This window comes from Hominibacterium faecale (assembly GCF_020734085.1).
Taxonomy (GTDB): Bacteria; Bacillota; Clostridia; order Peptostreptococcales; family Anaerovoracaceae; genus Hominibacterium; species Hominibacterium faecale.
Genome location: NZ_JAJAGH010000001.1, coordinates 35,778 through 49,887, shown reverse-complemented (window position 1 = coordinate 49,887; position 14,110 = coordinate 35,778). Strand labels below are relative to the sequence as shown.

Sequence of the window (14,110 nt, the reverse complement as noted above, 5' to 3'; positions counted from 1 at the left end):
TCCCCCGCCCCACCACCTCAAAAAACCCCATTCTGCCTCTTGACCCCAATTCCGCATACTGGTATACTTGTATACAATGGTGCCGAAGGCAGGCAGCTGCGGCAGCACACATCACCGCAGCCAGCATCGATCACCCGCGCCATTTCGCCGCCTCAAAGGCGCGAATTACATACGTCAATCAAAATTACATATTTCTATAAGACAAGGAGGTCCATATACAATGGGAAAAACACTAGCATATAAGATCCTGGAGAATCATCTGGTGAGCGGCAATCTGACACCGGGTGAAGAAATCACGATCAAGATCGATCAAACACTGACGCAGGATTCCACCGGAACGATGGTATACCTGCAGCTGGAAGCCATGGATGTCGACAAAGTACAGACTGAGCTTTCCGTCGCTTACATAGACCACAACACCCTGCAGACCGGATTTGAAAACGCCGACGACCACGCCTTCATCAAGAGCGTCGCTCAGAGACACGGCGTGCTCTTCTCCAAGCCAGGCAACGGCATCTGCCACCAGCTGCACCTGGAAAACTACGGCAAACCGGGAAAAACCCTGCTGGGATCAGACAGCCATACGCCGACCGGCGGCGGACTGGGCATGATCGCCATCGGCGCCGGCGGACTGGATGTTGCGGTAGCCATGGCAAAAGGCACCTACAGCCTAGTTGCTCCCAAGGTAATTAAAGTCGAGCTGAACGGTCATCTCCAGCCCTGGACATCGGCAAAAGACGTGATTCTGTACGTGCTCCAGCAGCTGAGCGTAAAAGGTGGCGTGGGCAAAATCGTAGAATACACCGGCGAAGGCGTGAAATCCCTTTCCGTAACCGACAGAGCGACCATCACCAACATGGGCGCGGAGCTGGGCGCGACCACTTCCGTATTCCCCAGCGACGAAAATACAAAAGCATATCTCAAATCCCAGGGCAGAGAGGCCGATTACACGCCGCTGGCCGCAGACGCCGATGCGGTTTACGATCAGGAACTGATTGTCGATCTGGACAGTCTGACACCGCTGGCTGCTCAGCCCCACAGCCCGGACAATGTGGATTCTATAGCAAACATCGGCGAAATCAAAGTCGATCAGGTTGCCATCGGAAGCTGCACCAACTCATCTTACACAGACTTGATGAAGGTTGCCGCCATCCTCAAAGGAAAGAAAGTCCATCCTGATGTAAGCTTGGTTATTTCACCGGGATCCAGTAAGATTCTCACTAAGATGGCAGAAAACGGCGCCCTGGCCGATATCATCGCCAGCGGAGCGCGTATCATTGAAAACGCCTGCGGCCCCTGCATCGGAATGGGACAATCGCCAAAATCAGGAGCGGTTTCCCTGAGGACTTTTAATCGGAACTTCAAAGGCAGATCAGGAACCCTGGATGCGGACGTTTACCTGGTAAGCCCTGAGACCGCAGCCATCTCTGCAGTTACCGGCGTGCTGACAGACGGCAGCAAAACCGGCCAGGCCCTGCCGCAGATCGAAGACACCGACTTTACCGCAAATGACAACTTCATTGTTTACCCGGAAGGAACCAATACCGAAAATACGCCGGTGGCCATGGGACCAAACATCAAACCGTTCCCAAGAAACACCGCCCTTCCCGAAACCGTGGAAGTAACCGTGACTCTCCATGCAGGCGACAACATTACGACAGACGATATCATGCCGTCCGACTCCAGACTGCTGCCGTATCGCTCCAACATTCCTCACCTGGCCAACTACTGCTTTGAGAAGGTCGACAGCGAGTTCGCGGGAAGATGCAAGGAAGCCGGAACCTGCGCCATCATCGGCGGCGACAACTATGGACAGGGTTCCAGCCGGGAGCACGCCGCACTGGCGCCGCTGTATCTGGGCGTAAAGTTCGTTGCGGCAAAATCCTTTGCGCGGATCCACCGCTCCAACCTGATCAACAGCGGAATCATGCCTCTGGTATTTGAAAATCCGGCTGATTACGACGATTTCACCATCGGCGATGAGCTGGTCATCGAGCAGGCGCCCAAGCAGGTGCAGAGCGGCACGGTTGAAGTAAAAAACAAAAATACAGGCAAAACATATCAGACAAAGACTAACTTCTCCGACCTGGAGATCGCACTGATCTTAAAGGGCGGCAAGATTAATTACATGAAAGGTTAAAAAGGTGGAACACTATGGAATATGTAAAGGCATTTGAAACAATCGTAAAAGAACAGCTGGAGCGGGCAGAGCGGATGAAAACCGCTCCCCAGTCCACGGACTATGAGGCTCTGGATAAAATTATCGTAGGCATCATCGACGGTGACGGCATTGGCCCCATCATCACCCAGTCCTGCAAAAAAATCATGGAGCATCTGATGGCGGACGAGATCGCGGCAGGAAAGCTGGAACTGAGAGACATCGAAGGCTTGACTATCGAAAACCGGATTGAAAAAATGGAAACCGTTCCCGCTGACGTGCTGGCAGCTGTAAAGGACTGTCACGTTCTGCTCAAGGGACCTACCATGACCCCGGGAAAAGGCGATAATATGCCCAATTTGGAAAGCGCCAATGTAAAGCTGAGAAAAGAATTGGATCTGTTTGCCAATGTAAGACCGGTATCCATTCCGGAAAAGAACATCAACTGGACCTTCTTCAGAGAAAACACAGAAGGCGAATATGCGCTGGGAAGCCAGGGCGTGGATATCAACGACGATATTTCCATGGACTTTAAAGTCACTACCACCATCGGAACCACCCGCCTTGCCCGCGCTGCTTTCGAATTTGCCAAAGCAAACGGCAACCAGAGAGTCACCATCGTAACCAAGGCCAACATCATGAAAAAGACCGACGGCAAATTCCTCAGCCTCTGCTACGAAGTGGCTAAGGATTACCCGGAAATCCAGGTGGACGACTATTACGTTGATATCACAGCAGCAAACCTGATTAAAGAACCGGCCAACAGCAAGTTCAACGTATTCATTCTGCCCAACCTCTACGGCGACATCATAACTGATGAAGCCGCGCAGATTCAGGGCGGCGTCGGCACGGCAGGAAGCATCAACCAGGGCGGCCGTTACGCCATGTTTGAAGCCATCCACGGTTCTGCTCCGAGAATGATTTCCGAAGGAAGAGGCCAGTATGCCAACCCTTCCAGCATCGTAAGAGCAGGAGCTATGCTGCTGAGACATATCGGCTACGGTGACCAGGCTGCGGCCCTGGACAAGGCACTGGACGAAGCTTTGGACGCCCTCAGCATGACCTCAAACAGCACGGGAAATTCGACAGACGACTTTACCGAATTTGTAATCAGCCATCTGAAATAGCAGCAACATTTGCTAAACAATAAAGGAGACAGTTATGGTACTCTACAAGCATTCTGATGATCCTAAATCAAATGCGCCAATTTCCACAAATTTGTTTTCAGAGCTGCAAAGAGATATTCTGACCGGGAAGCTTGCTCCCGGTCAGAAGCTTACTGAACAGACGATCTGCAAGGAGTACAAGGTAAGCCGCACCCCTGTGCGAGAAGCTCTGCGTCAGCTGGAAACGGAAGGCCTGGTGGAGAACATTCTCAATCGGGGGTCTTTTGTTATCGGCCTCTCCCAGCAGGATTTTGAGGACATGTTCGAGCTGCGAAAGGCTTATGAGATTCAGGCGGTCAAGTGGGCCATTGAGCGGATCACCGATGATGAAATGGAAGCGCTGGAGGAAACCTTCGAATTTATGGAGTTTTATACGCTGCGAAACGATGTGGACAAAATGCTTACCATCAATGCCGGATTTCATCAGATTATTTACGAAGCATCGCACAATCGCATGCTGCGGCAGCTCCTCTCCTCCTACCAGACTTATTTTAAATATCGCTTACAGGAAGACATCTATGCCGACGATTATCTGACCACCGTATTGGAAGAGCACCGAATGATCTTTAAGGCCTTTACGGAGAAGGATGTGGAAGCAGGCGCCGAAGCGATGGAGAAACATATCGACAATTCCAAAAAAAGAAGATGTAAATAAACAGAAAACTGTGATAAAATAAGTTAATCCGGTATTGCTTGTGTATGAATAAAGAAGGGGGAGTGTTTATGACAATCTTTGGAATTACCCTGAGCGCGGCGGTTATCTGGCTGATCATCGCAGCCGTGTGCGGCATCATCGAAGCTGCCACCATGGGCCTTACAACAATCTGGTTCACCGGCGGGGCGATTATCGCTTCCATTGTGGCTATGGCTAAGTTTTCCCTGCCCATTCAGATTATCGTTTTTCTTATCGTCTCTATCCTGCTCATCTACTTTACCCGGCCTCTGGCCAAAAAAAGGCTGAAGATCGGAAATGAAAAGACCAATGTGGATGCGCTGGTTGGAAGAGAGGCAATGGTAACAGAGACCATCGAACCGTTCGGTTCGGGACAGGCCAAAGTTGACGGACTCGTATGGTCTGCCATAGCAAAAGACAGCCATACTACGATTCAAAAAGGAACAACGGTAATCATCGATCGAGTGGAAGGCGTAAAGCTGGTCGTAACTCCTTCTGAAGAACCGATTACAAAATAAAAGGAGGATCTTACATGAATATCATGTCTATCATTGCTCCGATCATCCTGATCGTACTGATCATCTGGCTGATCGTGACCAATATCCGTATCGTGCCCCAGGCGCACGCCTATGTTTTGGAGCGTCTTGGCGCTTATCACTGCACTTGGCAGGTGGGACTGCATTTTAAAATTCCGCTCATCGACAAAGTGGCGAGAAAGGTTTCCCTCAAAGAACACGTTATCGACTTTCCGCCCCAGCCTGTTATCACAAAGGATAACGTAACCATTGAAATCGACACGGTGGTTTATTTTCAGATCACCGATCCCAAGCTGTATGCTTATGGTGTGGAAAACCCAATGGCTGCCATTGAAAACCTGACTGCCACCACCCTTCGTAACATCATCGGAGAGCTGGAGCTGGACGGAACCCTCACCAGCCGGGAGCATATCAACGGCAAAATCCGCATTGTCCTGGACGAAGCCACCGATGCTTGGGGCATCAAAATCAATCGTGTGGAAGTAAAGAACATTACTCCGCCCCGGGATATACAGATGGCCATGGAAAAGCAGATGCGTGCTGAACGTGAACGTCGTGAATCCATTCTGCGCGCTGAAGGAGAAAAGAAATCCGCCATCCTCATCGCGGAAGGACAGAAAGAAGCGGTTATTCTGGAAGCCGAAGCCGCAAAGCAGTCGGCCATCAGAGAAGCGGAAGGTAGAGCCGAGGCGATCCGCATGGTTCAGAGAGCTACGGCCGACGGACTGCGCATGCTGTCCGAATCCGAACCCACACAGGAGGTTTTGACCATCCAGAGCCTGGACGCGTTCCGGGCCGCGGCGGACGGAAAAGCGACTAAGATCATCATTCCATCGGAAATTCAGGGAATCGCCGGTCTGGCCAGCTCCCTGACGGAAATCATCAAGGATACCGAAGGCGGTGCGCCATCCAAAAGACCGCCGGCCAAACCGGTCGTCCACCAAGAAAAATAGCCAATGAACAAACCGGGTGCGTGTACTTGATCTCTCTTGTGCATGCGCCCCTTTTTTAATGACTGCGCCCAGTCGAACTGTAGTAGGAAGGAGTAGATGAAACATTATGTGCAGCACGGATATCATGAAAGAGCTCTTTAAGGCCGCCAGCTTTTCCGGCGTTTTAATCACCGATGGCGAAGGTATGGTAATCTACGTAGATGACAACTTCAAAGCCAGTTACGGTCTGGATGCCGATTTACTGCTGGGCCGCAGCGTATTCGACTTGGAAGAGGAAGGGTATTTCCGCCCTTCTTCCGCCGCCATCGTCTTAAAGACAGGAAGTGAAATCACCCGCATACAAACCCTGAAAGATGGCCAGCACGTCATTGTATCCGCCTTCCCTGTTTTCGACCAAAACAAAAAGATTTTAAAAGTCGTTACCTTTACCCGGGATATGGGCCAGCATATCAAAATTAAAAACATGTACGAAGAACTGATGGACAAGGTTAGGCAGTACGAAAAAACCATGGATGAGCTGTCTTATGAATCCCTGGTAATCGATAATTTTTTTACCAATAACGGCTCCTTTCAGAAAACCTTGAAAGCCTTGCAAAGCACAGCCAAATATAATATCAACCTGCTGCTCTTGGGGGAAACCGGCGTGGGAAAAACCCTGCTGGCCAAAAAAGTACATGAGCTGAGCGACTACAAAGACGGCCGCTTTGTAGAAGTCAACTGCGGCGCTCTGCCTGAAAATCTCATCGAATCGGAATTATTCGGTTATGAGCGGGGAGCATTCACCGGAGCTGACCAGAAAGGTAAAAAGGGTCTTTTTGAAGTGGCAAACGGCGGCACTCTCTTCCTGGATGAAGTGTCCGAGCTTCCCATGCAATCACAGGCCAAGCTCTTAAAAGTTCTCCAAGACAGTCAAGTCCGCCGGATCGGCGGCAGTCAGTCGATCAAAATCGATTGCCGAATCATATCAGCGACCAACAAGGATCTCAGCCGGGAAGTGGAACAAAACCGATTCCGCCAGGATCTGCTTTATCGCTTGAATACAGTAACCTTCACCCTTCCGCCGCTGAGAGAACGCCGGGAGGATATTGTCACCTTATCCAATAGTATCCTGGAAAAGGCAAACAAAAAATTCGGATTGGAGAAGATGATCGATAAGGATGTAATGAACGCCTTTAATACTTATGACTGGCCTGGCAATGTGCGGGAACTGGAAAATGTCATTTATCGGATGGTTGTCACTTCTGAGGACCAGATTATTACCAAAGACGCCCTGCCCGCCGACTTAATGGATTCCCTGGGTCATGGCCCGCAGCAAAACCATACGTCAATTTATGATGTTTCCGACCTGCAATTTGCGCTCGATCAATACGAAGGTGAAATCATACGCCACGCCTATCTGAAATATGGCACTTCCATCAAGGTTGCCCAGGCTTTGAACATCAGCCAGGCCACTGCCGCGCGTAAGATAAAAAAATACGCCATCCGTCTAATCAACTCTGAATAACAGATATTTACATATTGGCCTTAAGCGTTGAAATTTCATGTTTTGTGTCCATTATGCAAGATTGAGAACAGGTTTCAATCTAGTCAGCTCATACATGGCGCCCGCGCTTATTTGAGAAAGAATAATCCTTCTATTTTCAGCGGTCCCCACGCCTTTCAGCTTCCCGTATATGTCCATTGGCACGCCTTTTGCTTTTTATAAACGCAAAAGGCGTTTTTCTTTAAAACAAAGTCGGCTTCGCCGTTTCTTAAAAGAAGTAGACTTTGTTGATACTCCGGAAATATCGCTGATGATATTTCCCGCGTAATAAAAAGGAGGATTATATGAAACGGATTTTTACAGGTGGAACCATTCTCACAATGGCAGAAAACAAACAAGTTGAAGCGGTTTATGTGGAGGACAATGTGATCAAGGCCGTCGGCACTTTGGCCGAATGCAGAGAGGCTGCCGGAAGCGGCTGCAAGACCGTTGACTTGAACGGACGCTGCATGATGCCGGGATTTGTCGATACCCATACTCATCCGATGATGCTTGGGATGTGCCGCATTTGGGCCGATCTGGACTACCCCAAGGTGGCAGGAATTGATGATTTGATCCGCGTTTTAAAGGAGCACGGCAAAACCCTTCCGGCAGGCGAGGCCATCCGCGGCTATGCCTTTGACCAGAGGAACTTTAAAGAAAGAAGGCACCCTACTGCCGCAGATTTGGACCAGGTTTCTACCGACGTCTACGTTCAGATCATGCATGCCAGCGGCCACTGCAATGTGGTTAACACAAAGCTGCTGCGGGCCATCGGCGTGACAGACGACACTCCAGATCCTCCAGGCGGCGCGCTGGGACGTGACAAGGACGGTAAGCCCAACGGCCAGCTCTTTGACAGCGCCAACGATCTTTTATCGGGTCTGGACGGCGTTCAGCCGCAAAACCACGGCCCCAACATTCATATGCCTGACAGCCCGGACCATTTGATGCAGCGATTTGAAGTGGGGCAGGACTTTTTCGTAAGGGCCGGTATCACCACCGTAAACGAAGTCCAGCTTACAAAACAAGAATTAAACACGTACCTGCGGGCAAGGGATCAGGGAAAACTGAAGATGCGTATGGAAATGTCCTTCCTTTCCAATTATCTGGATGACGTAATTGCCCTGGGCTTTAACAGTACCTTTGGGGACAACTGGCTGACCATCGGCTCCATCAAGTTCTATTCCGACGCCTCTTTGCTGTCGGGAACCGCCAATGTCAGCACCGGTTATCTGGACAGTGATCGCCATGAAGGCTATAACTACCATGAACCGGAAGAAATGATCGAGATTTTGGTTAAGGCCCATAAAAACCGGCTTCATACTTTGACCCATGCCACCGGCGATGCTGCCGTCGATCCCATTATCGATGCGATCGAAAAAGCCCAGGCAGAAGATCCATGGCCGGAAGCAATCCACCGGGTCGAGCATGCGGGTCTGGTTACAGAAGAGCAGGCGATCCGCATGGGCAAGCTGGGCATGATTCCTTCCACCCAGCCGGAGTTTCTCTACTTGTACGGCGACGGCGTTGTAGACGCCATTGGGGAGGAAAAAGGCAAAGAATTTATGCCTATGGCCCGCTTTAAAAAGTATTGCAGCCTCTACACCATTTCTTCCGACGCACCGGTGACGACGCCCAACCCAATGGAAGCGATTTCTACCGCGGTTACCAGAAGAACCAATGAAGGCACGGTTCTTTGTCCAGAGCAGGCGATCACCGTTGAAGACGGTCTGAAGGCTTATACCATTTATGCGGCCCGGGCACTGAGACGCAGCCATATCGCCGGTTCCATCGAAGTTGGAAAGCTGGCTGACTTTGCCATACTCAGTGAGTCTCCCCTGGACCTGAAAGAGGATGAGATTCAGCGGATGCGGGATATCAAAGTCATTGAAACCTGGCTGGACGGCGAAAAGATTTATGAAAAGAAATAGGTTCTGATTCGTATAAAGAAAGGAGGGTGGCATGAAAAGTAAGAATATCGATTTACCATTAATGATCGTCAGTTTGTTTCTGATTATCGTGGTCGTTGTCCTGCTGGCGGTTTTCCCGGAAAGCGGGACGGATTTCATCGCCTCGTTGTTCAGTTTGATCACAGATAATCTGGGTTCACCCATACTCTGGTTCGGTTTTCTCGTCTTTCTGTATTGCTGTTTTATGGCGTTCAGCCGGTACGGAAAAATCCATTTGGGCGAGGGCGATCCCGAGTTTACCATGTTCCAATACCTGTCGATGATGATTTGCGCCGGGCTGGGCTCTGCTTGCGTAATCTGGTCTTTCGTTGAATGGGCCTACTATTATTCCAGTCCGGCACAGCATATTGAGCCGTTCAGCGTATCCGCCGCCGAATGGGCGACGGCATACAACTTGTTCCACTGGGGATTTACGCCCTGGGCCATGTTCGTGGTTCTGGCAATTCCTGTGGCCTACGGCTATCATTGCAGGAAAATACCGGCTCTCCGCTTCAGCTCAATCTGTGAAAACATGATCGGCGACAAGCCGTATGCCCGTCCCCTGGGGCGGCTGGTGGATTTCTTTTTCGTATTTTGCGTTGTCGGCGGCCTCAGCGTGACTCTGGGCCTGGGGATTCCCGTCATTGCAACCGGTCTGGGCCGAATCTTTCATTTCGATCCGACCTTTACCACCAATGTGATTGTAACCCTGGCCATCGCCGCCCTCTTTACCCTCAGTTCCTATGTGGGCATTGAAAAGGGCATGAAAAAACTCAGTTCCTTCAATGTTTATGCAGCGATTATCTTCATACTGGCTTTGCTGTTCACCGGCCCGACCAAGTTCATTATTAAGGAAATCACCAACGGCCTGGGCATTATGGTGCAGAATTACATCGGTATGAGTCTGTGGACCGATCCGGTCGAACAGGGCGGATTTCCCGAAGCATGGACCATTTTCTTCTATGCCTTCGGCATCGTTTATGCCACTTTGATGGCGATCTTCATCACAAAGGTCTCCAAAGGCCGTACTCTGCGGCAAATGATCTGCAGCGTCATGTTCGGCGGCGGAATCGGCTGCTTCGTTTTCTTCGGCATCAATGGCAGTTTTAGTATGAATTTGGAGCTGAAGAATCAGCTCAATGTTGTGGACACTCTTCTGGAAGAAGGAAACGCCAATGCGATTATCGCCATTCTGGATGAAACCGTATTCGGCATAGTCGGCATTATTGCCTTCCTTGTCATTACTGTGTTGTTTCTGGCAACATCCCTTGATTCTGCGGCTTTCTCCTTATCGGCCGCATCGACCAAGGAGCTGAAGGAAAGCGAGAACACATCCCCGCTGCTGCGGCTGTTCTGGTGCGTGACGCTGGCGTTGATCCCCCTGTGCATGAACTTCATCGGGGCGCCGCTCAGCACCATGCAGACCATTACCATCATCACGTCGCTGCCATTTATCGTCGTTATCCTATGTATGACCAAAGGCTTGTTCTCTTGGTTTAAGGAGGATGGAAGATAGGTCCGCATATTTTACAACAAGGTCTCATATGAACCGACATATGGGGCCTTTGTTTTTTGCGTACGGATTTGTTCATGTGGCTGTTCTGGTATTACGGTAAACCAAAATTCATAGGCAATCACACTTCATGCGACAGCCCTCTTTGCTTTTGGCTTCATGGCCGGTGGTCCGTTTTGAAGCAAATAGGAAATTGCCTGCGGTGTGTACACTTACACATTCAACAGCTCCATAAAGTCTTCTCTGGTCAGTTGGGATAATGCCATGCCCTGGCCGCCTACCAGCTCATCGGCCAAATGGGCTTTGCGTTCCTGCAGTTTGCGGATTCGTTCCTCAATGGTCCCCTGCATAATCAGTTTGAATACCGTGACCTGTTTATCCTGGCCGATCCGGTGAGCCCGGTCGGACGCCTGATTTTCCGCAGCCACATTCCACCAGGGATCGTAATGGATAACCACGGTAGCACCAGTCAGGTTGAGTCCGGTTCCTCCTGCTTTCAGGGAAATGAGGAACAGCGGAATATCCCCTTCATTGAACTGGTGGACCATCTCCAGCCGCTCTTTTTTTCCGGTGGCTCCGGTGAGCATGTAATAGGAAATGCCTCTGCGCTCCAGCTCATCTGCGATCAAATCCAGCATGGAGGTAAACTGGGAAAAGAGCAGCACCTTCTGCTCCGACTCAATGGCCGACTCCACCAGATCCATGCAGGTTTCCAGCTTGGCGGCAGCCCCTTGGTAATTTTCATAGACCAGATGGGGGTCGCAGCACAGCTGGCGCAGCCTGGTCAATGCGGAAAGGATTTCAATCTTTCCGGTTCGAAACTGTTCTCCGTTTTTACCGGCGATGGTCTCCGATAATTGCTTGGCATTGGCCTTGTAAAGGGCTTCTTGTTCCTTCTCCATCCTGGCATAGACGATGGTTTCGTTCTTCTCAGGCAGCTCTTTCAGTACGTCCCGTTTCAGCCTACGTAAAATAAAGGGGCTGATCATTCTCTGCAGCCGCAAAGAAAGTTCACCATTGCCATCCTGCACGATGGGAAGCTCATATTTTTTTCGGAAGGATGCATAGGAGCCCAGAATGCCGGGCATCAAATAATCAAAGATGCTCCACAGCTCGCTGAGGCGGTTTTCGATAGGGGTGCCGGTCAGAGCAAAGCGAACCTGCGCCCGAATCTTCTTCGCCGCTTTGGCAGCCTTGGTCTGATAATTTTTTATGTTTTGGGCCTCATCGAGAATTTGACAATAGAATGCTTTTTCTTCATAATTGTGTTCATCCCGCTTGAGCAGGTCATAGGAGGTAATCAGAAGATCATATTGCGTCCATTCCTCCAGCATTGCTTCCCGTTCGGCAGCAGTGCCGGTAACCAGCAGGGTTTTTAAATCCGGCGCGAACTTGAGCACCTCTTCCATCCAGTTATAGACAAGGGAAGCCGGGCAGACCAGCAGACTGGTTCTCTGCTCTCCGTTCTTCCTTGTCTCTTCCCTGGACGTATAGAGAAAGGTCAGCATCTGCAAACTTTTACCCAGTCCCATATCATCCGCCAGTATGCCGCCAAATCCCAGATCTCTCAGGGTCATCAGCCACCGGTACCCGTTTTTCTGATAACCTCTGAGAACCGGCGTGATCGGCGCGGGGACCTCGTAATCGCTGTCCTCAACCGCCTTAATATTGCGCACCAGATTTTTAAAGGACGAGGAGCGGCTGACAACCGCACCTTCACAGGATTTCAACACCTGATCGATATAAAAGGACCGGTATTGAGGCACATGGAAATGGCCGTCCCGCAATTCCTCGTCGCTCACTCCCAGACCGTCAGCCAGCTCCCAGACCGCCGCAAGGCCACTGTCCGCAAGACGCATAAAATCGCCATTATTCAACCGATAATACTTCTTGCGCAGCCGATAGGCCTGGAGCAAATCCTCCATTTCTTCCTGAGGCATATCTCCGGCATCGATGCTCAGATCCAAAAGACCGCTGTCCATTCCCACATGAATGCCTATTTCCGGTGCCTGATGAATGGAAATCCTCTTGAGGGCAGCCGATAAAAAGACTTCCCCCAGCTGCTCCAAGTCTGCGATACCATCGGAAAAAAGATCGTACACCCGGTCCTCGTCCATTTCATCCAGCCAGAGATGGTCCCGGTACTGCTCAGGAAAATACCGGCCCGCGGCCTGGACCGCCTTTCCCTCGGCGACCGTATCCCGGTACATCTGACTGACTTCCAGCTTTTGCAGCAGGTTGAACGTCTCTTTTTGCCCATACCGGCTTTCCGGGCGGCAGACAAACATGCCGTCCTCCTTATCCAAAAAGAAGCGGATTTGACATGGCTCGGGCAGATATTGTTCAGCAGCTTCAAGACCTGCAATCTCAGAAAATCCCTGAACGGCCGGAAGCACTGTGGCGCAAAATGCCTGCATATCTTTCTCTCCAATATGAAGAACTTCTCCTCCGTATCGGCCCGCTGCGCTGCACAGAGCTTCCATATGACTGCGAAATTCATCACTGCATCGTAATACCTGATCGCCGCTGATCAGAAAATTATCCTGCTCATTGCTGACCATCTGCACGTTTGGAATAGCCAGATCGTAGCCGCCCGCCGCAGATTTCACCAATGCCATTTCCAGTTTAGGTTCTTCTTCCGAAAACGTGATATACTTACTGTTTTTGTCGCTGACCTGGCAGGGTTCAGGCCACATTATAGAAAAGAAATCGGCCAAATTTTTATCCGTCAGGATCATCTTGCGCAATTTCTCCATTTCTCCATATCGCCTCGAGTATCCATATTGGCTGTCCCTTACAGATCGCTCCTGCAGACATTCTCTGAGAAAAATGTAAAATTTCTGCGCACGATCTGTAAAGGCGCTGATTTCATGGATAAATTCCAGATTTTTGCCGTAAGCCGTCGTTTCTTTCTTTTCTACGGCGCGGACAAAATCAACAATGTTTTTCAGTACATACATTCGTTTTTCCGTTCCGATTTTAAATTCCACCTGCCAGGGCGATCCAAAACTCTTATGAAGGGTTGGTGTTAAATCAATAGTACCGGTAATCTCTGCCTGAAAATATCTCGCCTTGTCCGTCATCGAGTAATGATAGATCATTTCTTGTATAGGAAAGGAAGACGAAAGCCGTCTTGAAAACGGTTCTTCCTGCTTCTGAAGTTCCTGCTGTAGGAAAAGGACGCCTGTATTTCCCTTGGCATCTTCCTGCTGCTGCCGGTACCTCAGGGCCAAAGCAACGCAGTGTTTACAGGGATATGGAAACTGGTTAACTGATGGGCAGGTGCAGCCATAGGAAAACATTTTATCGCTTCGTATAAACACGCTGCTCTTATACACCTTTCCGCTGCTTCCCAGAACTTCGCCCTTTACATGGACAGCGGGCGCTCCGCCGCCCTGTCCGAAGCTCTGAACTTCCAGGCTGCGCACATGTCCCTGTTCGTACAATTGTTTTCCTCTGGTGTAAAACCGCGCCAAGGTGCTGCGCTTTAATTGATCCAGTTCAAGCATCTATCGTCTATCTCCTATCTAAGATTATAATTCCAATCTATCCACGATAGATTTTATCAGTTTCCGCAGATAAAATCCAGCTTCAATCTGCTCTGATTGCGGGGAAATTAGCTTGGACAGGCAAAACG

General features: G+C 50.2%; 9 protein-coding genes. 8 read left to right on the top strand and 1 reads right to left on the bottom strand.

The features are described from left to right. Positions 1-220 precede the first annotated feature (220 nt). The 8 genes from LG211_RS00215 to LG211_RS00180 all read left to right on the top strand — a co-directional run bounded on the left by LG211_RS00215 (position 221) and on the right by LG211_RS00180 (position 10,476). Complete coding sequence (locus LG211_RS00215; protein WP_148395399.1) at positions 221-2,140, top strand: aconitate hydratase; 1,920 nt, start codon at positions 221-223, stop codon at positions 2,138-2,140. 14 nt (positions 2,141-2,154) lie between these two features. After that, positions 2,155-3,285 (top strand): isocitrate/isopropylmalate family dehydrogenase, encoded by a 1,131-nt coding sequence (locus LG211_RS00210; protein WP_148395398.1) that lies wholly within the window; start codon positions 2,155-2,157, stop codon positions 3,283-3,285. A 34-nt stretch (positions 3,286-3,319) separates the two neighbouring features. Further along, positions 3,320-3,979 carry a GntR family transcriptional regulator gene (locus LG211_RS00205; protein ID WP_148395397.1) on the top strand — a complete coding sequence of 220 codons (660 nt, stop codon included), beginning with the start codon at positions 3,320-3,322 and terminating at the stop codon, positions 3,977-3,979. Positions 3,980-4,047: 68 nt separating this feature from the next. After that, positions 4,048-4,515, top strand: coding sequence for an NfeD family protein (locus tag LG211_RS00200; protein ID WP_269476806.1), 468 nt, complete (start codon positions 4,048-4,050; stop codon positions 4,513-4,515). A gap of 14 nt (positions 4,516-4,529) precedes the next feature. After that, positions 4,530-5,486 (top strand): SPFH domain-containing protein, encoded by a 957-nt coding sequence (locus LG211_RS00195; protein ID WP_253021044.1) that lies wholly within the window; start codon positions 4,530-4,532, stop codon positions 5,484-5,486. Positions 5,487-5,592: 106 nt separating this feature from the next. Then, the gene (locus LG211_RS00190; protein WP_148395395.1) at positions 5,593-6,990 is read left to right on the top strand and encodes a sigma-54 interaction domain-containing protein; all 1,398 of its coding nucleotides are present in this window, start codon (positions 5,593-5,595) and stop codon (positions 6,988-6,990) included. 323 nt (positions 6,991-7,313) lie between these two features. Beyond that, the gene (locus tag LG211_RS00185) at positions 7,314-8,942 is read left to right on the top strand and encodes an amidohydrolase (protein ID WP_269476805.1); all 1,629 of its coding nucleotides are present in this window, start codon (positions 7,314-7,316) and stop codon (positions 8,940-8,942) included. Between the two features lie 31 nt (positions 8,943-8,973). Further along, entirely contained in the window at positions 8,974-10,476 is a 1,503-nt protein-coding gene (locus tag LG211_RS00180; RefSeq protein WP_269476804.1) for a BCCT family transporter, read from the top strand. Between the two features lie 209 nt (positions 10,477-10,685). On the opposite strand, the gene LG211_RS00175 is transcribed toward LG211_RS00180, so the two are convergent. Continuing rightward, complete coding sequence (locus LG211_RS00175; protein ID WP_269476803.1) at positions 10,686-13,982, bottom strand: DEAD/DEAH box helicase; 3,297 nt, start codon at positions 13,980-13,982, stop codon at positions 10,686-10,688. Between the last annotated feature and the right edge of the window lie 128 nt (positions 13,983-14,110).

Excerpts from the sequence above, each read along its gene's own strand:
- LG211_RS00215 (WP_148395399.1), top strand. The coding sequence starts at position 221 with ATGGGAAAAACACTAGCATATAAGATCCTGGAGAATCATCTGGTGAGC.
- LG211_RS00185 (WP_269476805.1), top strand. The coding sequence starts at position 7,314 with ATGAAACGGATTTTTACAGGTGGAACCATTCTCACAATGGCAGAAAAC.
- LG211_RS00200 (WP_269476806.1), top strand. The coding sequence starts at position 4,048 with ATGACAATCTTTGGAATTACCCTGAGCGCGGCGGTTATCTGGCTGATC.
- LG211_RS00190 (WP_148395395.1), top strand. The coding sequence starts at position 5,593 with ATGTGCAGCACGGATATCATGAAAGAGCTCTTTAAGGCCGCCAGCTTT.
- LG211_RS00180 (WP_269476804.1), top strand. The coding sequence starts at position 8,974 with ATGAAAAGTAAGAATATCGATTTACCATTAATGATCGTCAGTTTGTTT.
- LG211_RS00195 (WP_253021044.1), top strand. The coding sequence starts at position 4,530 with ATGAATATCATGTCTATCATTGCTCCGATCATCCTGATCGTACTGATC.
- LG211_RS00175 (WP_269476803.1), bottom strand. The coding sequence starts at position 13,982 with ATGCTTGAACTGGATCAATTAAAGCGCAGCACCTTGGCGCGGTTTTAC.
- LG211_RS00205 (WP_148395397.1), top strand. The coding sequence starts at position 3,320 with ATGGTACTCTACAAGCATTCTGATGATCCTAAATCAAATGCGCCAATT.
- LG211_RS00210 (WP_148395398.1), top strand. The coding sequence starts at position 2,155 with ATGGAATATGTAAAGGCATTTGAAACAATCGTAAAAGAACAGCTGGAG.